We start from the raw sequence: 25773 nt of genomic DNA, 5'->3' as shown, positions 1-25773 counted from the left end.
ATGGCTAGGACCGTTGAAATAATCCTGGGGTATGTCGACACAACTGCCGGTGCGACGGCGGCAGGAACTTCATTAATCGATCAATACAACAGTGATAAGCAGGGCTTCACCTTGGTGAACCAGAGCGCGCAGACGGGAGCGGCTGTGGCCAATGTAACGTCGATTGTAAAGTTGACAGCTGGGCTCACACCATTCTTGAATCTTCAAACCAATACGTTTGCCGCCACTACCGTTTTGTTGAAGATCACAGCCAAATATCGTGAGGATAAAGGCTTTGATACAGGGGATGTCATTAGTTTGGTTGGTAATTTAGTGGGGGTGGTCGGTAGTTTGATTTTATTAGGGGGGGCAGTAGGGGCGGGAGGGTTTGTCGCTGTGGGTGTGCTTACGAGCTTGGCCGGAGTGGTGACCTCGGATGTTGCGAAGAAAATATACTCATCCTATGTGAAGCCAATCTGGGAAAAGAATTTTCGCGCTAGGCCTAACGCTTCATATCAAAATTATTGGGTTGCGCCTGATTTGAAGCTAGTAACGCTTGCACAGATCAGAGCTGCGTATACAAATCGTATTGCCGTGATTCAATGGGATCCAAAGCGGGGCGTCGTTACAATTACCGGGAAAGACTATCACCTTTATGAAAATTCCGCCGGGTCGGGCGGAGGATATATCGAGAATGGATTTTCGAGGCCGCTGATTTTCCCAGTTTCACAGTCTCTCGGTTGGCGAGTTGACATTGGTCCTATTGAAATCGTAAGCCCTCAGAACAACTTCATTGGTATCGATCGGTACCACTGAGTATAAAATTATCGGTTAAGAGGTCGGTCAAGGGTTTGAGTATGTTTTCGATAAGCTCGTTCGCTCGAATGCTAAAAACACTGCCTCCAAGGCAGCAAATTTTCAATCTGTTGATTGTTGCGGTCGGGCTTTGGGTTTTTGCTGCGCTCTACTACTCGCAGCTGCGAGTGTATGCACCGGTTGATGTAACTAGGCTTGTGAACTTAGAGGGGCGTGTTAACGGCCATGCCTCATCTTGGGAGCATGATCCGGCTATCGTAACACTGGGGATCACTTTCAGGTTGAACGGAGCAAGACACGTCAAGGCAGTGTATGTCAACCAGGCGATCTACCAGCAGACAGGCTTACGGATTGGTTCTAAGGTACTTCTGACCGTTGAAGTCGGCGAGCCAGATATTGTACTGCGTGAACTGGCGACTCAAGAAGGGCTGGTTGTTTTCGATGATGATTTCAATCGACAAATAATCGAGTGGAACAATGAGTCGATCTGGCGAAATGTCGTGCTTTTGGCGCTTGTATCTTTTGCGCCATTTTTCGTGGCACTTAGAGTCGCCTGGAAACATCGTCGGACACTTTTTCAATAATGTCGATCGGCTCGATAAAGCCCGGGTTCGCACCGGGCTTTTTTGTGTCCGAATCCTGCGTGATCAAGGAGATATTCATGCTTACGGAAGACCAACTACTCGCGATCTTCCCCAATGCCCGCCCTGTCGCGGACGTGTTTTTGCCAGCCCTGAACAGCACCCTGCCGCGCTGGGAAATCGACAATCCCAAACGCGTCGCAGCGTTCCTCGCCCAGGTCGGTCATGAATCTGGCCAACTGCGCTACCTCAAGGAGCTGGGCAATGACCGTTACCTCTCGCGTTATGACACGGGCAGCCTGGCCCAGCGGCTGGGCAATACCCCCGAGGCTGATGGTGATGGTCAGCTCTATCGCGGCCGTGGCCTGATCCAGGTGACCGGTCGCAATAACTATCAGGCCTGCAGCCGGGCGCTGTTTGGTGATGAACGCCTGCTGGCGCAGCCGCAGATGCTTGAGCAACCCCGCTGGGCTTGTGAATCGGCGGCGTGGTTCTGGCATTCACGCGGGCTCAATGCGCTGGCGGATCGGGGTGAGTTCAATCGCATCACCCGTCACATCAATGGTGGGCTCAATGGGCTGGAAGATCGTCTGGCCTTGTGGGCACGGGCGCGGGAGGTGCTGTGTTGAGCCGCCTATGGCTGGGGCTGTGTCTGGTGCTCGTGCTGTTGTCTTCGGCATTGACCTGGCAGGTCCAGGCCTGGCGCTACGGCCGGCTGTTCGCGCAGCAGGCCGAGGCTCAAGCCCATGAGGCCCAGGCGCGTGCAGAGGAAGCAGCGCGAGCGCTGCTCGCCGAGCGCGAGGGACGCCAGCAACTCGAACAACGCCTGCAAGGCAGTGAAACACGACATTTCCAGGAGCTCGCCCATGCCCAACAGACTCAAGCTCGCCTGCGTGACCGCCTGGCTACTGCTGACCTGCGGTTGTCAGTCTTGGTCGAACAGGGCGCCAACTGCCCCACAGTGCCTGCCCCCTCCAGCGCCAGCGGCGTGGATCATGGCCCCGTACGCGCCCGACTTGACCCAGCGGATGCTCGACGCATTATCGCCATCACCGACACCGGAGACCGGGGACTGATCGCCCTGCGCGCCTGCCAGGATTACATTCGGGCATTGGCGCGCTGAGCCCTTGCCTGGCCAAGCGAGGGTGGTAGGGTAGAGCGCAGTTTTCAAGGAGCCCAGCCATGGACCCGATCACCGTTCTTTCTACCCGTCTTGGAGAGCACTTGCGGCGCCTCAATGCGCAGGTGAGCACTGCCGAGTCCTGCACCGGTGGCGGCATCGCCGAGGCCATCACCCGCATTCCCGGCAGCTCGGCGTGGTTCGAGGCCGGTTACGTGACTTATTCCAACACCCAGAAGACCCGCCAGCTGGGTGTCCCCGAAGTGTTGTTCGGCCAGGTGGGCGCGGTGAGCCAGGAAGTGGTCGAGGCCATGGTCCGTGGCGCTCAGGCCGCCAGCGGGGCGCGTTTTGCCGTGGCGGTCAGTGGTGTGGCCGGGCCCGATGGCGGTTCACCTGCCAAACCGGTGGGTACCGTGTGGCTGGCATGGGCCGATGGCAACCATGTGATCAGCGAGCGCCGGCACTTCGACGGCGACCGCGAAGCGGTGCGCCGACAGACGGTGATCGCCGCGTTAGACGGCTTGTTACAGCTTGGTGTGGAGTAAATCACCCGACGGGGGTTTGCCAAAGCGAATCCCTGTGGAATAATACTGGCTACTTATACAGTTATTTCCGGCCGCAGGGCCGCCCGTCGAACACGTGAGGATTTCAATGGACGACAACAAGAAGCGCGCCTTGGCTGCTGCCCTGGGTCAGATCGAACGCCAATTCGGCAAGGGCGCGGTCATGCGCATGGGCGACCACGAGCGTCAGGCCATCCCGGCCATTTCCACTGGCTCCCTGGGCCTGGACATCGCCCTTGGCATCGGCGGCTTGCCTAAAGGCCGTATCGTTGAAATCTACGGTCCGGAATCCTCGGGTAAGACCACACTGACCCTGTCGGTTATCGCCGAAGCCCAGAAAAACGGCGCCACCTGCGCCTTCGTCGATGCCGAGCACGCCCTTGATCCCGAGTACGCCGGCAAGCTGGGCGTCAATGTCGATGACCTGCTGGTCTCCCAGCCAGATACCGGCGAGCAAGCCCTGGAAATCACCGACATGCTGGTGCGTTCCAACGCCGTTGACGTGATCATTGTCGACTCCGTGGCCGCGCTGGTCCCGAAGGCCGAAATCGAAGGCGAAATGGGTGACATGCACGTGGGCCTGCAGGCTCGCCTGATGTCCCAAGCGCTGCGCAAGATCACCGGTAACATCAAGAACGCCAACTGCCTGGTCATCTTCATCAACCAGATCCGTATGAAGATCGGTGTGATGTTCGGTAGCCCGGAAACCACCACCGGTGGTAACGCATTGAAGTTCTACGCCTCCGTGCGTCTGGACATCCGTCGTACCGGCGCTGTCAAGGAAGGCGACGAGGTAGTGGGTAGCGAGACCCGCGTCAAGATCGTCAAGAACAAGGTTTCGCCGCCGTTCCGCCAGGCCGAGTTCCAGATCCTCTATGGCAAGGGTATCTACCGCAACGGTGAGATCATCGACCTGGGTGTATCCCAAGGCCTGGTGGAAAAATCCGGTGCTTGGTACAGCTACCAAGGCAACAAGATCGGTCAGGGCAAGGCCAACGCTGCCAAGTTCCTGCAAGACAACCCAGCTGTAGGGGCGGAGATCGAGAAACAAATCCGTGAAAAACTGCTCAACGCAGGTGCCGTCGCCGCTGCTGGCAAGGCCGCCGCTGCTGAAGCCGATGCCGACGACATGGCTGACGCCGACGCCGGCTATTGATTGGCCCCATGTCCGTCGTACTCGACAACCCCGTCGCCGTTCGGCGGACAGCCATGGACCTGCTCGCACGCCGCGAGCATGGTCGTGTCGAGCTGACACGTAAGTTGCGTCAGCGCGGCGCACCGGATGAGCTGATCGAGCCTGCGCTCGATCGGCTTGCCGAAGAGGGGCTCCTCAGTGAGGCACGCTACCTCGAAAGCTTCATTTCCTATCGTTCCAATGCCGGCTACGGCCCAGCGCGTATTCGCGAAGAGTTAGGGCAACGCGGCCTGAACCGTGGTGACATCGACCAGGCTCTGCGTGAAAGCGGAGTGGACTGGGCGGCCCGGCTGCAGGAAGTCTGGCAACGCAAGTTCGCCGGGCAACGTCCCCATGATCCCCGAAGCCGTGCCCAGCAGACCCGATTTCTTGCCTACCGTGGATTCCCCATGGAGCTGATCGGCCGTCTGCTCAGCGGCCGCAATCTTGACGACTGATTCTTCAGTTTCCCGCTGTCCCCTTTCTCAATCGACCTTCAAGGCTTCCCTTGCTCGCTGTGTGGTGTGCATGGGCTGGGGCTTGGCCCAGTTTTCCGGCAGATTGATGAAGTCCACTAGTTCGCGTAGGCGGCCCTGATCACGACCATTGAAGGCAAAGGTCAATCGGGTCAGGTGGTTGAAGTTACCTATCTCGTGCTCGAGGCCGCTGTCTGGTTGTTGATGGTACTTGCCGCTCAGGCGTAGATCGGCGAATCCTTCCTGGATGTCGTAGAGCGCTGCATCGCTCAAGGGATGATGCATGCGAATCACGAACTGGTTCTTCAACCAGCGGCTGGAGTGGTAGTTGCTGTAGAACTGGTTGATCTCCTCCACCGCTTCGTCGGCGCTGTGGACCAGGCGCACCAGCTTCATGTCGCTGGGCAGAATGTAGCGGTTTTCCTCCAGTTGCTTGCTGATGAACGCCAGCGCGTCCCGCCAGAAGGTTCCGCCTGGCGAGTCCAGCAATACCACTGGCACCAGAGGGCTTTTGCCTGTCTGGATCAAGGTGAGTACCTCGAGAGCTTCATCCAGAGTGCCGAACCCACCTGGGCAGAGCACCAGGGCATCGGCTTCCTTGACGAAGAACAGTTTGCGAATGAAGAAGAAATGGAAGGGCAGTAACTGGTCAGTGCCATCCACTGTGGCATTGGCATGTTGCTCGAAAGGCAGGGTGATGTTGAATCCCAGGCTGTGCCCGGTGCCGGCGCCTTCATGGGCTGCGGCCATGATGCCTCCGCCGGCACCGGTAATGACCATCAGGTCGGAGCGTGCCAGGGTTGCGCCCAGTTCACGGGCAAGCGCATACATGGGGTGTTCCAATGGCGTACGCGCCGAGCCGAAAACGGTGACCTTCCGCCGTCCCTTGTAGCGTTCCAGGGTGCGGAAGGAATGGTCGAGTTCGCGCAGGGCCTGCAGCGTGATCTTGGCGTTCCAGCGGTTGGTGTCGTCGTGGGCCATGCGCAGGATGGTCAGCATCATGTCGCGGTACAGCGGCAGGTTGGGGCTGTTGGGCGCGACCAGTTGCAGCTGTTCATCAATCTTGCTCAGGTCGATGCCGTTGTCCCTGAAATGATTGAACAAGAGTTCGTTCGGTTGGTAAGGCATTCAACGTCTCCTTCTGCAGCAGAACCTCTGACCGGGACGATGGGGTATCCCGGCCGCGACACTGCGTGTGTCGCTGGCTGCCGTTGCTCGAGTATGCAACCCGAGCATTGCAGTGGGCCTTCAAGGCCATGATGCAGTGACAAATGTCCATCACATTGTTGTTATCGCAGTGCAAGAGCGCCGCGCCTGGGCAGTCTCCTCGGGTGCCGGAAATGCACGGGTATTTGCTATCAATCTAGACCCAAGCGTTAGATCGTGCCGATTGAAGACAGTGCGATGTCCGATAACAGCGCAGTTTTCCCGCTCGTCGGGAGGGGGCCAGCTGTAACGCAGCTCTGGTTAACTGGAAACGCAACGTCTCGATGCAGGAGGTCGCGGTATGCATCGGTTGATCATCGAGGTGGACAGGCAGCTATATCTGCTGCTGGAGCGGGCTGCCCAGGCCCATCACGTGAGCCTGGAAGCGGAGTGCTTACGCAGGTTGGAAGTCGCAGAGCGGCACTCGCGTTATCTCCAGGCTCTGCTGGCGGAGTTGCGCGCCGATGAAGAACAGCGGCGCGCCAGTAACAACGACAGGGTTGCCTGAGTTACTTCTTCTTGTTACCCGCCACGCAGCTGGAGGCGTCGAAGGCTTGGTCCATGATCGGCTGGTTGGTCTTGTAGACCGAGAACCGATAGACCAGGACCGCGCCCTTGGACATCAGCTGACGATAGCCATTGTTGCGGCACACGCTGTCGCCCAGCTGGCTGCGAACCTGTTCCGGGTTGGCGCGCATCCGCTCGGCGTGGCTCTCGCGTACGCTCAGGTGGTTGACCAACGCCCGGCCTTTCTCGACGGTATAGCCTTGGTCGAGGATATCTTCGTTGATGGCACGCGGGGTGCCGACGCTGCTTTCCTTGGCGACCTTCTGCAGCATCTGGTTCAGCTCGTATTCCTGCTTGGAGGCCGCCTGGGCCGCCAGTGGCAGTGCGAGCAGCAGGCTCAAGGTCGGGATGGTAAGACGCAGCATGAATCTCTCCTGGTTCGATGACTGGCACTTTGACCTGCGCCAGCGAGCGGCGTTCCATGAAACCACCCGCCTGTGGGATATCCCAGGTCGCCAAAATCGCGATTATAAAGGAGGCGTCCGTCCACCTGCACGGCAAATGACAACGCCTCTGGTAGACTGGCGGCTTGTTTCCCGCCGAGTTGCAACCGTGCCTGTTTCCTTCCTTCTGCGAGGCGTGCAGCCATGAGCCACGCCGTAGCACGCCTGCGCGCCGAACGCCTGGCCCGCAGCAACAAGCCCTTCATTGCCCGTGGTTCGCGCGCGGTGCGTTGTCCGGATTGCCGCGTGATCGCCAGCCACTGCCTGTGTGCCTTTAAGCCCAAGGTCACCGCCGACGCCGGCATGTGTCTGGTGATGCATGACACAGAGCCACTCAAGCCGACCAATACTGGCTGGCTGATCGCTGATCTGGTAGAGGACACCTCGGCCTTTGGCTGGCTCCGTACCGACGTCGACCCGCGCCTGCTCGCATTGCTTGACGACCCCAAATGGCAGCCCTACATCGTCTTCCCCGGTGAGTTCGTCGCGCCAGAGCGGGTTGTCAGCGAGGTGGTGCGCGAGCCGGGCAAACGCCCGTTGTTCATTCTGCTCGACGCCACCTGGACCGAAGCCCGCAAGATGTTTCGCAAGAGCCCTTATCTGGACCGCTTCCCAGTTCTGAGCCTGCAGGCCGAGCAGATGTCGCGTTACAAGCTGCGCCGTTCCAAGCGTGATGACCATTTCTGTACCGCCGAGGTTGCGGCAATGTGCCTGGAACTGGCCGGTGACCAACGCGCCAGCGAGGCGCTGGACGCCTACCTGGATGTGTTCAGCCTGCATTATTTGAGTGCCAAGCGGCACTTGCCGCTGGATCTGGACGACGACGCGCATCGGCGGTTGCATACCTTCCTATAGTCCAAGGGGCAGGCGCGGTGGATTGGTTCATAATGACCAGGCTGGCAGCCAAGGAGGCGGGGACGACCGGGCAATTGGCTTGACCGCCCGGACCGTGCTCGGCATTCTTGGCGCCGATTCGGGCACGACGAAGATGCTGTTTTCCCGGACTTCGCCGTGCCATTGCGGCCGGCGGCCTTGCCGTTTGCGCCTTGAGTTGCTCGCCAGGCATTCCTCCACCCCTCGCGCCTGGCACAGAACAGGATCCTTAGATCGATGGCCACATACGAAATCCTGATTGCCGATGACCACCCACTGTTTCGTAGCGCCCTGCGCCAGGCCGTTACCCTCGGCCTGGGGCCGGATGTACGTCTGGTCGAGGTGGCGAGCATCGCCGAGCTGGAAACCCGCCTGTCCGAGAAGGCCGACTGGGATCTGGTCCTGTTGGACCTGAACATGCCCGGCGCCTATGGTTTCTCCGGCTTGGTCCTGCTGCGTGGGCAGTACCCGCAGATTCCGGTGGTCATGGTCTCGGCGCAGGAAGAGGCGGCCGTGGTGGTCAAGTCTCGCGAGTTCGGTGCCAGTGGTTTCATCCCCAAGTCGAGCAACCTGGACGTCATCCAGGATGCAGTGCAGAAAGTGCTCGATGGCGACGTGTGGTGGCCGCCACAGGCGTTCGAGAAGGTCGATGTCTCGGCCGAGGCCAAGGCTGCGAGCGAAGGTCTGGCCAGTCTGACGCCGCAGCAGTTCCGGGTGCTGACCATGGTCTGTGAAGGTTTGCTGAACAAGCAGATCGCCTACGAATTGAGCGTGTCGGAGGCGACCATCAAGGCCCACGTGACGGCAATCTTCCGCAAGCTGGGGGTGCGTACCCGTACTCAGGCAGCGTTGCTGCTGCAACAACTCGAATCGGTTCCGGCTAACTAAGTTCCCGTATATTCACGCTTTTTTGACCCGGGTTGGACTAATCTGCTGGCCCTTTAATCGGTGAAGTAACCGTCCATGTCGCCATTCAAGGGCCAGACCGGCCTTAAACGTATCTTCAATGCCGCCGGCTATTCGTTGGACGGCCTGCGTACCGCTTTCAAGGGCGAGGCGGCGTTCCGCCAGCTGGTGCTGGCCAACGTCGTACTGATTCCGTTGGCCTTCTGGCTGCCCGTCACCCGTGTGGAGCGTGCGATCCTTATCGCCGTATGCTTGCTGGGATTGATCGTCGAGTTGCTCAATTCTGCGGTTGAGGCGGCCATCGACCGTATCTCCCTGGAGCGCCACCCCTTGTCCAAGAATGCCAAGGACATGGGCAGCGCCGCGCAACTGGTCGCGATGACCATGGTGGCGCTGGTGTGGGGTGTAATCCTGCTCTGATCAGGCAATCGGCGGCAGGACGATCTCGTCACTGCGGCTGACGCCGGCGGTGAAGTTACGGCACAGCTCCAGGAATTCGCGCATGGCCGAGGTCTGGTATTTCTGCTTGTGCCAGATGAAATAGAACTGCCGCGACAAGTCCAGTTCCGGCGTTTCCACCGCCACCAGGCTGCCACGCCGGAACGCGTCGCGCAGGGCAAGGCGCGAGATGCAGCCGATGCCCAAGCCGGACTCAACGGCGCGTTTGATCGCCTCGGTGTGTTCCAGCTCCAGGCGGATGTTCAGGTTGGCGCGGTGATGACGCATGGCCTGGTCGAACGTCAGCCGCGTCCCCGAGCCTTGCTCGCGAAGAATCCACGCCTCGTGGGACAAGGTCTCCACATCTGCCCGGCCCACCTTGGCCAAGGGATGCTGAGGCGCGCAGAACACCACCAGTTCATCTTCCACCCAGGGTTGCACTTCCAGATCCGGGTGGTTGCAGTCGCCTTCGATTAGACCCAGGTCAATTTCATAGTGCGCGACCTGCTGCACGATATGTACGGTGTTCTGCACATGGAGTTTGACCTGACTCTCCGGGTGACCCTGCATGAAGCTGCCGATCAGCAGGGTTGCCAAGTAGTTGCCGATGGTCAAGGTGGCACCGACCGAGAGCGATCCGAAGCCGGACTTGCCATTGAGCAGGTCCTCGATCTCCTTGGCCTGGTCGAGCAGGGCAACGGCCTGGGGCAGCAATTGATGGCCCAAGGCGTTGAGGCTCAGCCGTTTACCCGCGCGGTCGAATAACTGGCAGCTCGATTGACGCTCCAGTTCAGTGATCGAGGTGCTGGCGGCCGATTGCGACAACGCCAACAGGCTCGCGGCCCGGGACACGCTTTGGTGCTGGGCGACGGCGACAAAGACTTGCAGCTGACGAAGCGTGAATCGCATATCTATATAACCGATAAGACATATCTTGATAATCCATTTAACAGATATTGTCGCTGCCCCTAAAATATCGCGCAATAGTGCGCTAGGTCCGCGCCGCGTCTTTCTTCAGGAGCCCCATCGATGAGCAACATGAACCACGAACGTGTCCTCAGTGTGCACCACTGGAACGACACTCTGTTCAGCTTCAAGTGCACCCGTGATCCGGGCCTGCGCTTCGAGAACGGTCAGTTCGTGATGATCGGCCTGCAACAGGACAACGGCCGTCCGCTCATGCGCGCCTATTCCATCGCTTCGCCTAACTGGGAAGAGCACCTGGAGTTCTTCAGCATCAAGGTGCCGGATGGCCCGCTGACCTCTCAGCTGCAGCACCTGAAGGAAGGTGACGAGATCATCATCAGCAAGAAGCCCACCGGTACCTTGGTCCTCGACGACCTGAACCCGGGCAAGCACCTTTACCTGCTGAGCACCGGCACCGGTCTGGCGCCGTTCATGAGCGTCATCCAGGATCCGGAAACCTACGAGCGCTTCGAAAAAGTGATCCTGGTTCACGGCGTGCGCTACGTCAACGAAGTCGCCTACCGTGAGTTCATCACCGAGCACCTGCCACAGAACGAGTTCTTCGGCGAGGCAGTTCGCGACAAGCTGATCTACTACCCGACCGTGACCCGCGAGCCGTTCGAGAATCAGGGCCGTCTGACCGACCTGATGCGCAGCGGCAAGCTGTTCAGCGACATCGGCCTGCCACCGATCAACCCACAGGACGACCGCGCCATGATCTGTGGTAGCCCGAGCATGCTCGACGAAACCGCCGAGGTTCTCGACAGCTTCGGTCTGAAGATCTCCCCACGCATGCGTGAGCCAGGTGACTACCTGATCGAGCGTGCTTTCGTCGAAAAGTAAGACGAATCGCACAACGCAAAAACGCAGGCTATGGCCTGCGTTTTTTTATGTCCGGAAAACGGTACTGCCGGCGGCTGCACCGCCGGGAGTTTTCCGAAAGGCTTAAGCGTCCGGTACGACTTCCAGAACACGGATCTGGTCTGGTTTCGGGTAGTGCCAGCGCACCTGGACATCCCAGAACTTCACCCCATACACCCGATCAGCTGGCGGTACCTGGTAAGCCGGGCGTGGGTCCTGCGCCAGGCACTGCTCGATCAGCTCGACCAATGGCTCTCGAAGACGCAAGGCATGTGTATGGGCCTGGGGTAGGGCGGCCTCGCTCCAGGTCACGGCAATAGGTTCAGGCGCATCGCTGGCCATCTGGTTGGTTGCATCATCGATGCAGTCGGCGTAGGGCACATAAGGCTTGATGTCCAGTACCGGCGTCCCGTCGAGCAGGTCGATCCCCGACAGCAGCAGACGACCTGCCTCGACACCCTCCAGGCGCACCACTGACTGGCCGATACCATTGGGTCTGTGGGTGGCACGGGTGGCGAACACGCCCATGCTCTTGTTGCCCCCTAGGCGCGGCGGGCGCACCTTCAGGCGGGGCTTGTCTTCCAGGGCCTGGTGGAACAGGAACAACAGCCAGACATGGCTTACCTGTTCGAGCCCGGCGACGGCATCACCCTGGTCGAACGGGGGCAGCAGCTCCAGCACGCCACGTGCGGCGGGCGCCAGCTGCGGCTGGCGAGGTATGGCGAACTTCTCCTTGAAGCAGGAGCGGACGATGCCAACCGGGGAGACCGTATGTCGCATCGTGCTCAGCCGCGCACACGCAGGGTCAGGCCCTTGAGGAAGTTGCGCAGCAGCTGGTCGCCACAAGGTCGGTAGTTGTCATGGCCGACTTTGCGGAACAGCGCGCTGAGTTCGGGTTTGGACACCGGGAAGTTGACCGACTTCAGAATCACATGCAGGTCTTCTTCCTTGAGCTCGAAGGCCACACGCAACTTCTTGAGGATGGTGTTGTTGCTCACCGGTACTTCGATCGGTTGCGCCGGGCGGCTGTCGTCGCGGCCTCGACGGTGAATCACCAACCCGTCGAGAAAATGCGCCATGACCCGCTCCGGGCAACGCACGTAGCCGGCTTCATCTTCTTTCTTCAGGTAGGTGGCGACCGCTTCGGCGGAAACTTCGAGGCCGGTCAGCCCAATGATCTCGGCCATTTGGGCGTCGCTGACCTTGAGCATGTAGCGCAGGCTGCGCAGGACATCGTTGTGGTTCATGGTGACAAATCCTGTTCAGGCGCCACGCCAGCAGTGGCGTGGCGATAATGCTAGGGGCAGTGTGGCCGGGTGCGGATACATGGCATACAGGGCCTAGAAGCGTTCGTTGGACGCCAGGTAGCGCCACTGCCCGGCGGGCAGCTTGCCCATGGACACACCGCCCAGGCGGATACGGCGCATACCCAGCACCTTGAGTCCAAGGGCGGCGCACAAGGCGCCGATCTGCCCGGGCCGCGGATTCTTCAGGGCCAGGCGCAGATGGCTTTCGTTCTGCCAACTGGCCTTGGCCTTGGGCAGTTCCTGACCGCTGCGGCTGATGCCACGGGCAAGGCGCTGCAAGGCCTCTGCCGACGCCTGGCCTTCGACCTGGACGATGTACTCCTGCTCCATCCGATGAAGATCGGCCTCGAGCTTGCGGGTGACTCGCCAGTCCTGGGTGTAGAGCTGCATACCGGTTGCGCCGGGTTCCAGAGGCGCGACACAGGACAACCTGGCGAAGTGACCATGCAGCGGGCGCACCGAAGGCGGATGGGCTTCGCTGAGGGTAGCCATGGTCATGCTGCTGCGACCTGTCTCGGCATTCTGACCGGCCGTTTGATTGAGCAGGAGCGTGACCGGTGGCAGTTGCTCGGCGCGTGCTCCCGGGAGCAGTGCAACCGGCTCGGCCCCGACCTTGTAGTGGGGTTGCTCGACCACGACGCCATCCACCGTGACCCAGCCGCCCTCGATGTACAGCTCGGCCTCGCGGCGGGAGCAACCAAGTTGCTCGATGAGGCGTTTGGAGAGGCGCACGGGTTCTGACATGAAGGCAATTCGCAAAATGAGGCAGGGAAGGCCGCCATTGTACCTGTCTGGACGATCTTGGGGCTGGGAATCTATGTCATTTACGCCATTTCAGGAGTGGCGTACGGCATCCTGCATCCAAAGCTCAAGAGCCTGTGCGAATCAGGGTCATGTGCAGTAAGGGATAGGGCTGACCTAGTCCATCGGTTTCCGAACGCCCGGTGACTTCGAACCCTTCGTGCAGGTAGAACCCCAGGGCCTGGGGGTTTTGCTCGTTGACATCCAGGCGCTCGGCATTGAGTTCGTCGACGGCATAGCGCAACAGCCGTTTGCCGATGCCCTGGCCACGGTACTCGGGGGCGACGAAGAGCATGTCCACCCGGCCATTGGCGACGCCGGCAAAACCAAGAATGCGCCTGGTGCTGTCCCTGCAGCAGACCAGCATCACGGCGTCCAGATAACGGCGTAGCACATGTTCGCGCAGCAGCACGATATAGGCATCGGGCATGAAGTCGTGGGTGGCGCGCACCGAGGCCTCCCAGATCCGCACCAGTTCCGGGTAGTCGCTCACATTTGGCGTTTGAAGCGTCAGTGCCGGTTGCATCGCATTGCTCCTGCTGGGTCCTGAGGAAAACATAGATGCAAAAAAAAGCCCCGCCAGTGGCGGGGCTTGATCGGGGCTGACCTGAGGAGGCTCAGATCGGTTCTGCCCACATGTCGTATTCGTCGGCATCGACGATGCGGCAGCGCACCTTGTCGCCTGGCTTGAAGCCATGATCGCCATCGATGAACACGCTGCCGTCGATTTCCGGGGCATCGAAGAAGCTGCGGCCAACCGAGCCCTGCTCCTCGACTTCGTCGATCAGCACGTCGATTTCCTTGCCGATACGCAGTTGCAGGCGTGCGGCGCTGATGGCCTGCTGATGTGCCATGAAGCGGTCCCAGCGCTCCTGCTTGATTTCGTCCGGGACTTCTTCCAGGCCCAGATCGTTGGCCGGGGCGCCTTCGACCGGCGAGTACTGGAAGCAGCCGACGCGATCGAGCTGGGCTTCGGTCAGCCAGTCGAGCAGGTATTGGAAGTCTTCTTCGGTTTCACCGGGGAAGCCGACGATGAAGGTGGAGCGGATCACCAGCTCAGGGCACTGCTCGCGCCAGCTCTTGATGCGGGCCAGGGTACGGTCTTCGAAGGCCGGACGCTTCATGGCCTTGAGCACCTTGGGGCTGGCGTGCTGGAAGGGAATGTCCAGGTACGGCAGGATCTTGCCGGCGGCCATCAGGGGGATCACGTCGTCGACGTTCGGGTATGGGTAGACATAATGCAGGCGCACCCAGGCACCGAGGCTGCTCAGGGCCTCGCACAACTCGAGCATGCGGGTCTTGACCGGGCGACCGTTCCAGAAATCGGTCTTGTACTTGACGTCCACACCGTAGGCGCTGGTGTCCTGAGAGATCACCAGGATCTCCTTGACGCCGGCCTTGACCAGGCGCTCGGCCTCGCTCAGCACTTCGCCGACCGGGCGGCTAACCAATTTGCCGCGCATCGACGGGATGATGCAGAAGCTGCAGCTGTGGTTGCAGCCTTCGGAAATCTTCAGGTAGGCGTAGTGACGCGGGGTCAGCTTGACGCCCTGGGGCGGGACCAGATCGATCAGCGGGTTGTGGTCCTGACGCGGTGGAACCACTTCGTGTACGGCATTGACTACCTGCTCGTACTGTTGCGGGCCGCTGACCGACAGCACGCTCGGGTGCACGTCGCGGATATTGCCTTCCTCGACACCCATGCAACCGGTGACGATGACCTTGCCGTTTTCCTTGATCGCCTCGCCGATCACCTCCAGGGACTCGGCCTTGGCGCTGTCGATGAAGCCGCAGGTGTTGACCACCACCACGTCGGCGTCCTCGTAGGTAGGCACGACTTCATAGCCCTCCATGCGCAGCTGGGTCAGGATGCGCTCGGAGTCAACGAGAGCCTTGGGGCAACCCAGGCTGACGAAACCGACCTTCGGGGTGGCGGGAGTGGTGGACATGGCTAACCTCGGTATTGAAGACAGATCGCCCAGCCGCTGACGGGGGCGATACTGATGGGCGCTTTTGGCGCCTCTGATCAAAAAGTGCGCAATTCTAGCGAGCGCAAGGTCGCTTTACCAGCAGAAATACGACGAACGCTGCGCTATGCTTCGCGCCGTTGCGCGGGGGCATTCGGGATGGCTCGGCGCGGGTGCAACTCAAATGGGTCTAGAAGGCCTTCTGCGGGAGTGGTCGATGGTTCAGGCAAGCAGTCACGCCGAAGGTGGGCAGGGGGCGACACGCTCGCTGGGCCTGCTCGTAGCAGCTGTTGGGGTGGTGTATGGCGATATCGGTACCAGCCCGCTGTACACCCTCAAAGAGGTCTTCACCGGGGGGTATGGGGTACAGGTCAACCATGATGGCGTGCTGGGCATCCTGTCGCTGATTCTGTGGTCGCTGTTGTGGGTGGTTTCGTTCAAGTACGTGATGTTCATCCTGCGTGCCGATAACCAGGGGGAAGGCGGCACGATGGCATTGACCGCACTGGCGCGCCGGGCGACGGCCAATTACCCGAAGCTCAGGGCGCTGATGGTCGGTTGCGGTCTGGTCGGTGCCTCGTTGTTCTACGGTGACAGCATGATCACCCCGGCGGTGTCGGTGCTTTCGGCGGTTGAGGGCATGGGGCTTGCCTTCGACGGAATCGATCATTGGGTGGTGCCGGTCTCGCTGGTGGTGCTGGTGGCATTGTTCCTGGTGCAGAAGCATGGCACAGAGAAAATCGGCAAGCTGTTCGGGCCGATCATGGTCACTTGGTTCGTGGTGTTGGGGGCGCTCGGGGTGCATGGCATCGCGCAGAGTCCGGAAGTGCTCAAGGCGTTCAATCCGGGCTGGGCGCTGAACTTCTTCATTGTTCACCCGGGCATGGGCGTGGCGATCCTCGGGGCGGTGGTACTGGCGCTGACCGGTGCCGAGGCGCTGTACGCCGACATGGGGCATTTCGGCCGCAAACCGATTGCTCGGGCCTGGTTCGCACTGGTGCTGCCGGCCTTGGTACTCAACTATTTCGGACAGGGCGCGATGCTGCTGCAAAACCCGGAAGCGGCGCGCAACCCCTTCTACCTGCTGGCGCCGGGCTGGGCACTGTTGCCGCTGGTGGGGCTGGCCACGCTGGCGACGGTGATCGCTTCCCAGGCGGTGATTTCCGGGGCCTTTTCCCTGACCCGCCAGGCCATCCAGCTTGGCTACATCCCGCGGATGCAGATCCAGCACACTTCGAGCGACGAGCAAGGGCAGATCTACATCAGTGCGGTGAACTGGACCTTGATGGTCGGCGTCGTGTTGCTGGTGATCGGCTTCGAGTCGTCCGGCGCATTGGCCGCAGCCTATGGCGTTGCGGTGACCGGCACCATGTTGATGACCACCATTCTGGTGTCGGCAGTGATGCTGCTGCTGTGGAAGTGGCCACCGGTGCTGGCGGTGCCGATTCTGTTGGGCTTCTTGTTTGTCGATGGATTGTTCTTCGCCGCCAACGTGCCGAAGATCGTGCAGGGCGGCGCGTTCCCTGTGCTGGCGGGGATCGTGCTGTTCGTCCTGATGAGTACCTGGAAGCGCGGTAAACAGATTCTGGTGGACCGTATCGACGAGGGAGCCCTGCCGTTGCCCGTGTTCATCAGCAGTATCCGCGTACAGCCGCCACATCGCGTCGAGGGCACGGCGGTGTTTCTCACTGCGCGGGCAGACGCTGTGCCCCATGCGCTGTTGCACAACATGCTGCATAACCAGGTGCTGCACAGCCAGGTGGTGCTGTTGACGGTGGTCAGTGAGGACCGGCCGCGGGTGCCGGAGCACGAGCGCTTTGAAGTGGAGGCCTATGGTGATGGGTTCTTCCGCGTGTTGCTGCACTTTGGCTTCATGGATGAACCGGACGTGCCGGCGGCGCTGAAGCTGTGCCACCTGGACGGACTCGATTTCAGCCCGATGCGTACCACCTACTTCCTCAGCCGCGAGACAGTGATCGCCTCGCGCCTGGAGGGCATGGCGCGCTGGCGGGGCAATCTGTTCGCGTTCCTGCTCAAGAATGCCAACGGTAATCTTCGGTTCTTCAACCTGCCGCTGAACCGGGTGATCGAATTGGGAACGCAGGTCGAGATCTGATTCCCTAGGGGCATTCGGACAGCTGATCGCAGGGCAAGCCCGTGATCAGCCGTCCGAGGCGGCCCGCAGGTTTATTTCAGTTCTGTTCCGCCACGCTGGACTTCCCCTGGCGCGTCTCGATCTCGCTGATCAGGCGCTTGGCCAGGGCTGGATAGTTCTCGTCGAAGTGATGCCCGCCAGGCAGCTTCAGGCGTTCACCGACTGCGGTCTTGTCGGTACACCCACTTTCATCGGTCTCCTCGACACCATAGACGCACACCACCTTGGGCGCTGGCAGCTTGGCCATTTCCGGGCCGGTCGGGGCTTCCTGACCTTCCTTGCCCAACCAGCCCTCGACCTCGATCTCGAAGCTGCCGCTGCGGGCAAACGCCAGCAAGATCACGGCATCGATCCGCTGTTTGTCTTCATCCGGCAGGCGGTTGTAGATCGCCGGCAGCACGTCGGCGCCGAAGGAGTAGCCGGTGAGCACGAAGCGCTTGGTGCCCCATTTCTGGCGATAGTGCTGCATCAGCTCAGAGAGGTCGGCGGCGCTCTGTTCCGGCGTCTTGTGCTGCCAGTAGTAGCGCAGCGTATCGATCCCTACGACCGGGTAGCCGAGCTTGGCCATTTCGCCGGCGACGTCGCGGTCCAGGTCACGCCAGCCGCCATCCCCGGAGAGGAATAGGGTGACGGTGTCGGTGGTCTGCCCGGCGGGGACCTCAACTACCGGAATGCTCAGTGCATTGCCGTCCTTGCCGATCAGGGCCTGGGCCAGTTGAGCTTTGAGCACCTGGGGCAGGTGAATGTCGTAGTCGGAGATGCTCGTCTCGGCGTTCGCCTGGTCGCGCACGAATGCGGCACTGGCATCGTCGGGATTGTCATTCCACGCAACGCTCCAATGGCCGTGGGCGGCGGATTTGGGCAGGGGCTGGCAACCGGGTTGTTCGAGGGTGAAGTCCACGGAGATGGCGCGGGCCTTGTCATCGCTCTGGGTGGCCAGCCATCGCCAGGCCTGCGCAGCGCCAGGGCCGATTCCAGCCACCAAGTTCGGCGGTGCGGCCAGCTCGCCCATGGCCTGGTCCAGTGCGCGCTGCTGCTTGACGCAGTCGCCAGGCGGCAGAAGCACCTGGACCAGCTGGGCCTCGCCGGCCTGGCTCAGGTCCAGCAATTGTTTGTCGCTGAGCGCCTGGTCCTGGGGCACGGCGATGGCCACGCGGGCCTTGGCGTGTACGCCCGGTATGGCGCGGACCAGGCTGCTGCCATCGCCCAGGGTCAGGTGTTCCAGGCGGGCCTCGGGCGCTGGGCGGGTCCACAGCCAGAAGGTCGCGGCACCGGCCAGCAAGGCCAGGAGCAGGGCGCCGGTCAGGTAAAGCCAATAGCGTCGGATCATCAACGTTTCACCAATCCAGTCAGGCCGCCTGCGATCAGGGCGGCGGTATCGGCCAGTGCCACCAACGGGTCGAGCCCGGCCGGCACAGCCATGTAGCGGGGTTCCCAATCCGGTTGGAACTTGTCCTTGAAGCGACGTAGCCCCTGGAAGTTGTACAGCTGCTCGCCGCGCTGGAACACCATTGAACCCAGGCGTTGGGTCAGGGGGGCGCCACGTCGGGGCTGAAGGCCGGAGAGCGGGACCATCCCGAGGCTGAAGCGGGCGTAGTCGTGGTTTTTGTAGTGCAGGATCAAACCGATCATCATGAATTCCATGGTCAGCTTGGGGGCTTGCGGATGGGCACGCATCAGGTCCAGGCTCGCCAGCTCTTTGCTCTGGGTTTCCAGCAGGTTGGCAAAGGCCACCGGTAGGCCTTGAAAGCGGATCAACGCGATACGGAAATGCTGCAGGTACTCGGGGCTGAAGCGACCGAGGGAAAAGCCTTTTTCACGTACGTTCTTGCCACCGAGCCAGGCGTCGGAAATTTCCTTGAGTGCCTCCAGCGGGGCATCGCCTGGCTCATGGATCTCCAGGGTCAGCCCGTCACGGCCGCCGCGGTTCCAGGTATAGCGCAGGTCTTTCATCTCCTTGCCCTTGGCTTCGAGGTCGAAACGGCGCAGATCGACCCGCGCTTCTTCGCCGAGCTTGAGTGCCGTCAGGCCGATATCCATGTAGAACGGCAGATTCTCCGCGCGGACTTGATAGAACACTGGGCGGGCGTGGTGCAGATCGCACAGATCACGGAATTGCCAGATCATCTCGGCGCGCTCTTGGGCGGGGCCGATCGGGTCGTACAGGGCGACCAGGCTGCGGCCGCGACGGGCATACATAAGGAAGGCCTTGTGGTTGGGGTGGAACAGCAAGGCTTTGTCGCCGGTGAGTGCCAGGCCACCGTCGGGTTGGTCGGAGGCCATCAGAATGCCCTTGGCCTGTTGCAGTTCCTCATCGTTGGGCAAGTGAATCACGGGCCGTGCGGTGCGCAGCAGCCAAGTCAGCGCGACGACCACTAACAGCACTGCACTGCCCATGGCGGCGCGCAGGCCACGTGGTGCGTCGGCATCGAGGGTGAACTGCCACCACAGTTCGTGGCTGTAGGGCACATCCTGGTAGGCGAACAGCAGCAGCCAGACTGAGGCGCCGACCACACAAACGCTTGCCACCAGGTACACCGGCGAGAAGGGCAGCTCCAGCAACCGGCTTGGGCGATAGAACGAGCGACGGAACAAGGCCAGCAGCGCCACTGTGAAGATCAGCACGCTGGCTTCTTCCCAATCGAAACCCTTGAGCAACGACAGCAGCGCGCCTACCAGCAGCAGGACAGTGGTCAGCAGCCAGGCGGCCGACAGTCGCCGGCGTAGCCCTTGAGCCAGTAGCAGGCACAGCACCCCGATGAGGCTGGCGCCAAAATGCGAAGCGTCGATCAGGCGATGGGGCACCAGAAAGCCCATGTGCTCAAGGCGCGTGTCGATCTCGGGCGTGGCCCCGGAGAACAACAGCACGACGCCTGACAGAAACACCAGGATTGCCAGCACCGGCGCGGCAAGCCCGGCGGCTGCATTGATCGCTTGGCGGGCGAACAGCAGACGGCGGGCTTCGCTCGCCAACAGCAGCACACAGGCCACCAGCAAGGGCAGGACCACATAGATCAGGCGATACAACAGTAAGGCAGCTGCCAGTGGCGCGGCGCCCAGTTGATTGGCGAAGGCGGCCAGGAGAATGGCTTCGAACACCCCCACGCCACCTGGCACATGGCTGAGTACACCGGCGGCCAGGGCGAGCAGGTAGACCAGGACGAAGGCGCCGAAAGGCGGAGCTTCGGGCAGCAGCAGGTAAAGCACGGTAGCGGCGGCGACGACGTCTAGGGCGGTGATCAACAACTGCAGGGCGGCTAAGCGGGCGCCTGGTAGTCGCAGGGTGCGCCGTCCAAACTGCACCACCAGGCTATCGGGCAGAGGTTGCTCGTCCAGGCGGCGGCGATAGAGGCCGATTACCAATACGGCCGTCAGCGCCAGCACTGCCACGGCGATACTGGCCAGCAACGGGGCAGGCAGGCGCAGGGCGGTGGCGGCTCCTTGCAGGTTGCTCAATGTCGCCAGCGCTGCCAGAGGGGGCAGGGCGCAGCCTAGGGATAGGCTGGCGAACACGGTCATCCGTGCGATTTCAGCGGCGCCTAGCCCATGCCGCGCATACAGACGATAACGTACCGAGCCACCGGACAGGATCGACAGCCCGACCGCGTTACCAATGGCAAAGGCGCTGAACCCGCCCAGCGCCAATGTGCGGGCCGGTAGCTGCACTGCGGCGTAACGGCTGGCGGACCATTCATAGCCCAGCAAAGTCACAAAGCCCACGACGGTCGCCAGCAAGGCGCCCGCCAAAGATCGTGTCGGCACGCTGAGCATGGCGTCGTGAAGGGCATAAATGTCCAGTTCGCTCAGCAAGTGCCGGCAGGCGATCAAGGCCATGCTGAACAGCAGCAACGTCAAGGCCAGCCCCAAGGGTTGGCGATAACGGCTCAGCCGCTCCAGCCAGGGCAGACGGCGGGCGGCGTTGGGAAGCGCGGTGGCGAGAGGCTCCTGAGGTTCGGAGTCGTGTGAAATCATGGATAACCTCGGGCCAGGAGCGCGAGGTTGGGCAGAGGTGCGGCCAAGTGAAAGTCCCTTCGGAAAACGTATCCAGATATTACTCCTGCCCGGCCCGCTTTCTGCGGTTTGGCAGGGTTAAAGATAGTTCATCCGGCGAGGCCCACTTGAGGCGAAGTGGGGAAGTATTCACGGGGCCAAAAGCAACAACCCCCGCGCTGCGTTAGCAGCGCGGGGTTTGTTCTGACGAATATGGTTGCGGGAGCCGGATTTGAACCGACGACCTTCGGGTTATGAGCCCGACGAGCTACCAGGCTGCTCCATCCCGCGTCAGTGGATGCGCATTCTACGGAATTCCGAGTGGCTGTCAAGCATTACTCTTTGATTTCTCGTAGATTTTTTCTAAGACAAGAAAAAAGGCCACTGTATCGACAGTGGCCTTTTTCTGAATCTGGTTGCGGGAGCCGGATTTGAACCGACGACCTTCGGGTTATGAGCCCGACGAGCTACCAGGCTGCTCCATCCCGCGCCTGTGAGATCGAATTCTACGGAAATCCTCTGCCATGTCAAGCGCTATTTCGGAAAAACCCTTTTTTGTTCAATCTCTTAGCGTTTGAATAAGGGCTGCAGCTCAGCAATGACGGGGCTTGCATCGGATTGGAAGGCTTTCCGACAGGCCGGCTCTGGAACACATGGCGACTCGCCGGTAGTATCTGTATGAATTTACAGTGCTGACGGTCATCCATGTCCTTGCGCAAGATCATTCACATCGACTGCGATTGTTTCTATGCCGCAATCGAAATGCGCGACGACCCGCGTTTGGCAGGGCGCCCGATGGCCGTGGGCGGGGCGCCTGAGCAGCGCGGGGTGATCGCGACCTGCAATTATGAGGCGCGTGCCTATGGTGTGCGATCGGCCATGTCTTCGCGTCATGCGCTCAAGCTCTGTCCAGACCTGTTGATCGTCAAGCCGCGCTTTGAGTCTTATCGCGAGGCCTCTCGGGAAATCCACGCGATTTTTCGTGACTACACCGACTTGATCGAGCCTCTGTCGCTGGACGAGGCCTACCTGGATGTCAGCGACAGCCAATGGTTCGCCGGCAGCGCCACGCGTATTGCTGAAGACATTCGTAAGCGGGTCGCTCGGACGCTGCACATCACGGTTTCGGCTGGCGTGGCGCCGAATAAGTTCTTGGCCAAGATCGCCAGCGACTGGCGCAAGCCCAATGGTTTGTTCGTGATAACCCCCGACCAGGTGGAAGCATTCGTAGCAGCCTTGCCGGTCGCAAGGCTGCACGGCGTGGGCAAGGTCACGGCGGACAAACTGTCACGCCTGGGTATCGAAACGTGTCTGGAGCTGCGCGAGTGGTCGCGCTTGGCTTTGGTGCGGGAATTCGGCAGTTTTGGTGAGCGGTTATGGGGGCTGGCGCGGGGTATAGATGAACGAATCGTACAAAATGACAGCCGGCGTCAATCTGTAAGTGTCGAAAATACCTACGATACCGACTTGCCGGACCTGGCGAGTTGCCTGCAGAAACTGCCCGAGCTGCTCGAGAGCCTGAACGCGCGCATTGCGCGCATGGATAACAGTTACCGGCCGGACAAACCGTTCGTGAAGGTAAAATTTCACGACTTCAGCCAGACGACCCTGGAACAGGCTGGAGCCGGTCGTGATCTGGAGAGCTACCGACAGTTGCTCAGCCAGGCGTTTGCCAGGGGTGGCAAGCCAGTACGGTTATTAGGCGTGGGAGTTCGATTGCGAGATCTGCGTGGGGCGCATGAGCAGTTGGAGCTCTTCCCGCCGCAGTGAGTGAAGGGGAGGGGCCGCTAGGCAGCCCCGGCGGGTTTACTGTATTCCAGGGTCGGCAACCAGTCGCCCGGTGTCCTTGGTCAGTGCTTGCAGGAAGTCCCGTTGCAGCTCCGGATCGTTGCGGGTCAACTCGATCAGGCTTTGCTCCAGCTCGCTGGCTTCTTCTTCCAAGCCCAGCTCCGACAGGCGCTTGACCCGATGCACCCATTGGCCGACATCGTCGCCCTCGAGGTCATCGAAGATCAGCTCGTGGGCTTCGAGCAGCTTGCCACGCAAATTGCTGCTGACCAGCAGGCTGGCATCGCCGCGCACACCATTGTCCTCGTCGGCTACATGCAGGTGCAGGGTGCCGATGTGATTGAGGTTCTGCTCGGAGAACGGGCTGTCGAGCAGGTTCAGACGTAGTACGCCGTTATGGTCGGTGGTCAGCTCGTGGGTCAGTTTGCCAGCCTTGACTTCGACCAGGCGTTCGCTCCAGGGCAGGCTGGTGTACTCCTCGCGCTTGTCCTTCTGCACTTCGCTGATCCCAGCCAGGTTCTGCTGCGCGCGACCATTGGACGGCACGTTCATGAACGGGTTGAGCCCAGCCAGGCCGTAACTGAGCCAATCATGAGTGATGCTTTCCGGTAGATTGCCCAGGGCGAATACGTTGACCACGTTGGCGCCGACACCGGCCACCACGGCAACCGCGCCCAGGGGGATCTCATAGATCTCTCGCCAGGGTTGGTAAGGCGTGTAGCGGTCGTAACGGCGAGTGACTTCGAACTCGGTAACTTCGAAGCGCTTCTGTTCATGAATACGTACGCGCCGCTGGGGAAGCTCCATCACCTTGGGCTCTCCCACGTCGATTTGCAGGGTATGTTCGAGCAGCTTGCGCTCGGCGCGCTCCTCATGCTCGCTGCGCTGGGACATCTGGTTGGCGCAGCCGCTGACGAGCAGGGCGCCGCACAGTGCGGCGCCCCCCAGGGTAAAGGTGCTTCTGGACATGATCACTCGTGCGGTGGGCTATCAGCGACGGATGCGGGCTTGCAGGAAGGTCAGCACTTCGTTGAGCGGCAGAGGCTGGGCTTCTTGCTCGGTACGGTGCTTGTACTCCAGGTTGCCCTCGGCCAGGCCGCGGTCGCTGACCACGATGCGGTGAGGGATGCCGATCAGTTCCATGTCAGCGAACTTGATGCCGGGGCTGGTCTTCTTGTCGCGATCGTCCAGCAGCACTTCGAAACCGGCGGCAGTCAGTTCAGCGTACAGCTTGTCGGTCGCTTCGCGAACGGCGTCGGTTTCATAACGCAGCGGTACCAGGGCGATCTGGAAGGGTGCCAGGGCATCGTTCCAGATGATGCCCTTGTCGTCATAGCTCTGCTCGATAGCGGCGGCGACCACGCGGGAGACGCCGATGCCGTAGCAGCCCATGGACAAGGTTACCGGTTTGCCGCTCTCGCCCAGTACCTGGCACTTGAGCGCCTCGCTGTACTTGGTGCCGAGCTGGAAGATGTGGCCGACTTCGATGCCGCGCTTGATGACCAGGGTGCCCTGGCCGTCCGGGCTTGGGTCGCCCTCGACCACGTTGCGCAGGTCGGCGACCTGAGGAACCGGCAAGTCACGTTCCCAGTTGACGCCGAAGTAATGTTTGTCGTCGATGTTGGCGCCGATGCCGAAGTCGCTCATCAGGGCGACCGAGCGGTCGATGATGCATTCGAGCGGCAGGTTCAGCGGGCCCAGGGAGCCTGCGCCAGCACCGATGGCGGCGCGCAGCTCAGCGTCGGTTGCCATGACCAGTGGGTCGGCGACCTGCTCGAGCTTGGCGGCCTTGATTTCGTTCAGCTCATGGTCGCCACGGACCACCAGGGCGATCAGCTTGCCTTCTTCGGCGCCGCGCACGATCAGGGTCTTGACGGTCTTTTCGATCGGCAGGCCGTAGTTCTCGACCAGTTGAGCGATGGTCTTGGCATTCGGGGTGTCGACCAGGCGCAGCTCCTCAGTGGGGGCTGGACGCACGGTTTCGCGTGGAATGGCCTCGGCCTTCTCGATGTTGGCGGCGTAGTCGGAGCTGTCGCTGAAAATCACGTCGTCTTCGCCGGACTCGGCCAAAACGTGGAATTCATGGGAGTAGCTACCACCGATGGAACCGGTGTCTGCCTGCACTGGACGGAAGTCCAGGCCCAGGCGGGTGAAGATGTTGGTGTACGCCTGGTGCATGCGGTCGTAGGTTTCCTGCAGGGAAGCCTGGTCGGCATGGAAGGAGTAGGCGTCCTTCATGATGAACTCGCGACCGCGCATCAAGCCGAAGCGCGGACGGATCTCGTCACGGAACTTGGTCTGGATCTGGTACATGTTCAGCGGCAGCTGTTTATAGCTGGACAGCTCGTTGCGTGCCAGGTCGGTGATGACTTCTTCGTGAGTCGGGCCAACGCAGAAGTCGCGGTCATGGCGGTCCTTCAGGCGCAGCAGCTCAGGGCCGTATTGCTCCCAGCGGCCGGATTCCTGCCACAGCTCCGCAGGCTGGATGCTTGGCATCAGCACTTCCAGGGCGCCAGCGGCGTTCATTTCCTCGCGGACCACGGCTTCGACCTTGCGCATCACCCGCAGGCCCATCGGCAGCCAGGTGTACAGGCCGGAGGCCAGCTTGCGGATCATGCCGGCGCGCAGCATGAGCTGGTGGCTGATGACCACTGCATCGGCAGGGGTTTCTTTCTGGGTGGCGAGCAAATATTGACTGGTACGCATGGTGGGCCGTGTCGATTGCCTAAGACGTTGAAATGACCCCGCATTGTACGGGGGCGGAGCGAAGGCGTACAGGATGCCCCAGGGCGGGGC

At 61.0% G+C, this 25773-nt stretch carries 26 protein-coding genes and 2 tRNA genes; 14 read left to right on the top strand and 14 right to left on the bottom strand.

Annotated elements, in window-relative coordinates; all coding sequences use genetic code 11:
• The 7 genes from HMPREF3173_RS08425 to recX all read left to right on the top strand — a co-directional run bounded on the left by HMPREF3173_RS08425 (position 1) and on the right by recX (position 4691).
• A complete protein-coding gene (locus HMPREF3173_RS08425) occupies positions 1-795 on the top strand; it encodes a hypothetical protein (protein WP_070572320.1) in 795 nt (264 codons plus the stop codon).
• A 68-nt stretch (positions 796-863) separates the two neighbouring features.
• A complete protein-coding gene (locus tag HMPREF3173_RS24290; protein ID WP_139146829.1) occupies positions 864-1379 on the top strand; it encodes a hypothetical protein in 516 nt (171 codons plus the stop codon).
• 77 nt (positions 1380-1456) lie between these two features.
• The gene (locus HMPREF3173_RS08415; RefSeq protein ID WP_070572316.1) at positions 1457-2005 is read left to right on the top strand and encodes a glycoside hydrolase family 19 protein; all 549 of its coding nucleotides are present in this window, start codon (positions 1457-1459) and stop codon (positions 2003-2005) included.
• A complete protein-coding gene (locus HMPREF3173_RS08410; RefSeq protein WP_070572404.1) occupies positions 2002-2499 on the top strand; it encodes a lysis system i-spanin subunit Rz in 498 nt (165 codons plus the stop codon). The genes HMPREF3173_RS08415 and HMPREF3173_RS08410 overlap by 4 nt, the downstream gene beginning before the upstream one ends.
• A gap of 59 nt (positions 2500-2558) precedes the next feature.
• Positions 2559-3041 carry a CinA family protein gene (locus HMPREF3173_RS08405; RefSeq protein ID WP_070572313.1) on the top strand — a complete coding sequence of 161 codons (483 nt, stop codon included), beginning with the start codon at positions 2559-2561 and terminating at the stop codon, positions 3039-3041.
• A 106-nt stretch (positions 3042-3147) separates the two neighbouring features.
• On the top strand, positions 3148-4215 hold the full coding sequence (recA, locus tag HMPREF3173_RS08400) for a recombinase RecA (protein ID WP_043208760.1): 1068 nt from the start codon (positions 3148-3150) through the stop codon (positions 4213-4215).
• Positions 4216-4223: 8 nt separating this feature from the next.
• A complete protein-coding gene (recX, locus tag HMPREF3173_RS08395; protein ID WP_043208758.1) occupies positions 4224-4691 on the top strand; it encodes a recombination regulator RecX in 468 nt (155 codons plus the stop codon).
• Between the two features lie 27 nt (positions 4692-4718).
• Here the strand turns inward: recX and HMPREF3173_RS08390 are convergent, their stop codons facing one another.
• Entirely contained in the window at positions 4719-5837 is a 1119-nt protein-coding gene (locus HMPREF3173_RS08390; protein WP_043208756.1) for an LOG family protein, read from the bottom strand.
• A gap of 379 nt (positions 5838-6216) precedes the next feature.
• On the opposite strand from HMPREF3173_RS08390, the gene HMPREF3173_RS08385 reads away from it, so the two are divergent.
• Positions 6217-6423 carry a hypothetical protein gene (locus HMPREF3173_RS08385; protein WP_043208754.1) on the top strand — a complete coding sequence of 69 codons (207 nt, stop codon included), beginning with the start codon at positions 6217-6219 and terminating at the stop codon, positions 6421-6423.
• A gap of 1 nt (position 6424) precedes the next feature.
• Here HMPREF3173_RS08385 and HMPREF3173_RS08380 read toward each other — a convergent pair whose 3' ends face one another.
• On the bottom strand, positions 6425-6847 hold the full coding sequence (locus HMPREF3173_RS08380) for a quorum-sensing-regulated virulence factor family protein (RefSeq protein WP_043208752.1): 423 nt from the start codon (positions 6845-6847) through the stop codon (positions 6425-6427).
• 222 nt (positions 6848-7069) lie between these two features.
• Here HMPREF3173_RS08380 and HMPREF3173_RS08375 point away from each other — a divergent pair, with 222 nt between their 5' ends.
• The 3 genes from HMPREF3173_RS08375 (at position 7070) to HMPREF3173_RS08365 (ending at position 9124) form a co-directional block, all read left to right on the top strand.
• The gene (locus HMPREF3173_RS08375) at positions 7070-7780 is read left to right on the top strand and encodes a tRNA-uridine aminocarboxypropyltransferase (RefSeq protein WP_070572311.1); all 711 of its coding nucleotides are present in this window, start codon (positions 7070-7072) and stop codon (positions 7778-7780) included.
• A 255-nt stretch (positions 7781-8035) separates the two neighbouring features.
• A complete protein-coding gene (gene erdR, locus HMPREF3173_RS08370) occupies positions 8036-8686 on the top strand; it encodes a response regulator transcription factor ErdR (protein ID WP_070572309.1) in 651 nt (216 codons plus the stop codon).
• A 75-nt stretch (positions 8687-8761) separates the two neighbouring features.
• Complete coding sequence (locus HMPREF3173_RS08365; protein ID WP_043208747.1) at positions 8762-9124, top strand: diacylglycerol kinase; 363 nt, start codon at positions 8762-8764, stop codon at positions 9122-9124.
• Here HMPREF3173_RS08365 and finR read toward each other — a convergent pair whose 3' ends face one another.
• Positions 9125-10051: a LysR family transcriptional regulator FinR gene (finR, locus tag HMPREF3173_RS08360; protein WP_043208745.1), complete on the bottom strand. Its 927-nt coding sequence runs from the start codon at positions 10049-10051 to the stop codon at positions 9125-9127.
• 120 nt (positions 10052-10171) lie between these two features.
• Between finR and fpr the strand changes: the two genes are divergently transcribed.
• Positions 10172-10951, top strand: coding sequence for a ferredoxin-NADP reductase (fpr, locus tag HMPREF3173_RS08355; RefSeq protein ID WP_043208743.1), 780 nt, complete (start codon positions 10172-10174; stop codon positions 10949-10951).
• 102 nt (positions 10952-11053) lie between these two features.
• Here fpr and tsaA read toward each other — a convergent pair whose 3' ends face one another.
• The 5 genes from tsaA to rimO all read right to left on the bottom strand — a co-directional run bounded on the left by tsaA (position 11054) and on the right by rimO (position 15026).
• The gene (tsaA, locus tag HMPREF3173_RS08350; RefSeq protein WP_070572308.1) at positions 11054-11749 is read right to left on the bottom strand and encodes a tRNA (N6-threonylcarbamoyladenosine(37)-N6)-methyltransferase TrmO; all 696 of its coding nucleotides are present in this window, start codon (positions 11747-11749) and stop codon (positions 11054-11056) included.
• A 5-nt stretch (positions 11750-11754) separates the two neighbouring features.
• Positions 11755-12216 (bottom strand): YehS family protein, encoded by a 462-nt coding sequence (locus HMPREF3173_RS08345; protein ID WP_070572307.1) that lies wholly within the window; start codon positions 12214-12216, stop codon positions 11755-11757.
• Between the two features lie 93 nt (positions 12217-12309).
• Positions 12310-13020, bottom strand: a complete 711-nt coding sequence (locus HMPREF3173_RS08340; RefSeq protein ID WP_070572305.1) for an rRNA pseudouridine synthase — start codon at positions 13018-13020, stop codon at positions 12310-12312.
• 124 nt (positions 13021-13144) lie between these two features.
• Positions 13145-13603 (bottom strand): GNAT family N-acetyltransferase, encoded by a 459-nt coding sequence (locus HMPREF3173_RS08335; protein WP_070572303.1) that lies wholly within the window; start codon positions 13601-13603, stop codon positions 13145-13147.
• Between the two features lie 91 nt (positions 13604-13694).
• On the bottom strand, positions 13695-15026 hold the full coding sequence (gene rimO / locus HMPREF3173_RS08330) for a 30S ribosomal protein S12 methylthiotransferase RimO (RefSeq protein WP_043208732.1): 1332 nt from the start codon (positions 15024-15026) through the stop codon (positions 13695-13697).
• A gap of 235 nt (positions 15027-15261) precedes the next feature.
• Between rimO and HMPREF3173_RS08325 the strand changes: the two genes are divergently transcribed.
• On the top strand, positions 15262-17160 hold the full coding sequence (locus tag HMPREF3173_RS08325) for a potassium transporter Kup (protein WP_043208731.1): 1899 nt from the start codon (positions 15262-15264) through the stop codon (positions 17158-17160).
• 76 nt (positions 17161-17236) lie between these two features.
• Here the strand turns inward: HMPREF3173_RS08325 and HMPREF3173_RS08320 are convergent, their stop codons facing one another.
• From HMPREF3173_RS08320 to HMPREF3173_RS08305, 4 genes are all read right to left on the bottom strand, one after another.
• Positions 17237-18529: a virulence factor family protein gene (locus HMPREF3173_RS08320; RefSeq protein WP_070572301.1), complete on the bottom strand. Its 1293-nt coding sequence runs from the start codon at positions 18527-18529 to the stop codon at positions 17237-17239.
• On the bottom strand, positions 18529-21171 hold the full coding sequence (mprF, locus tag HMPREF3173_RS08315; protein WP_070572299.1) for a bifunctional lysylphosphatidylglycerol flippase/synthetase MprF: 2643 nt from the start codon (positions 21169-21171) through the stop codon (positions 18529-18531). The genes HMPREF3173_RS08320 and mprF overlap by 1 nt, the downstream gene beginning before the upstream one ends.
• A gap of 232 nt (positions 21172-21403) precedes the next feature.
• A tRNA-Met gene (locus HMPREF3173_RS08310) sits at positions 21404-21480 on the bottom strand.
• A 122-nt stretch (positions 21481-21602) separates the two neighbouring features.
• A tRNA-Met gene (locus tag HMPREF3173_RS08305) sits at positions 21603-21679 on the bottom strand.
• Positions 21680-21900: 221 nt separating this feature from the next.
• Here HMPREF3173_RS08305 and dinB point away from each other — a divergent pair.
• Positions 21901-22959 (top strand): DNA polymerase IV, encoded by a 1059-nt coding sequence (gene dinB, locus HMPREF3173_RS08300; protein WP_168166370.1) that lies wholly within the window; start codon positions 21901-21903, stop codon positions 22957-22959.
• 36 nt (positions 22960-22995) lie between these two features.
• Here the strand turns inward: dinB and HMPREF3173_RS08295 are convergent, their stop codons facing one another.
• Both HMPREF3173_RS08295 and HMPREF3173_RS08290 read right to left on the bottom strand, forming a co-directional pair.
• Positions 22996-23949, bottom strand: coding sequence for a hypothetical protein (locus HMPREF3173_RS08295; RefSeq protein ID WP_090346163.1), 954 nt, complete (start codon positions 23947-23949; stop codon positions 22996-22998).
• A gap of 18 nt (positions 23950-23967) precedes the next feature.
• Entirely contained in the window at positions 23968-25683 is a 1716-nt protein-coding gene (locus HMPREF3173_RS08290; protein WP_043209534.1) for a proline--tRNA ligase, read from the bottom strand.
• Between the last annotated feature and the right edge of the window lie 90 nt (positions 25684-25773).

It is taken from the genome of Pseudomonas sp. HMSC08G10 (assembly GCF_001808425.1).
Lineage (GTDB): Bacteria > Pseudomonadota > Gammaproteobacteria > Pseudomonadales > Pseudomonadaceae > Aquipseudomonas > Aquipseudomonas guariconensis.
This window is presented reverse-complemented; position numbering and strand designations above follow the sequence as displayed.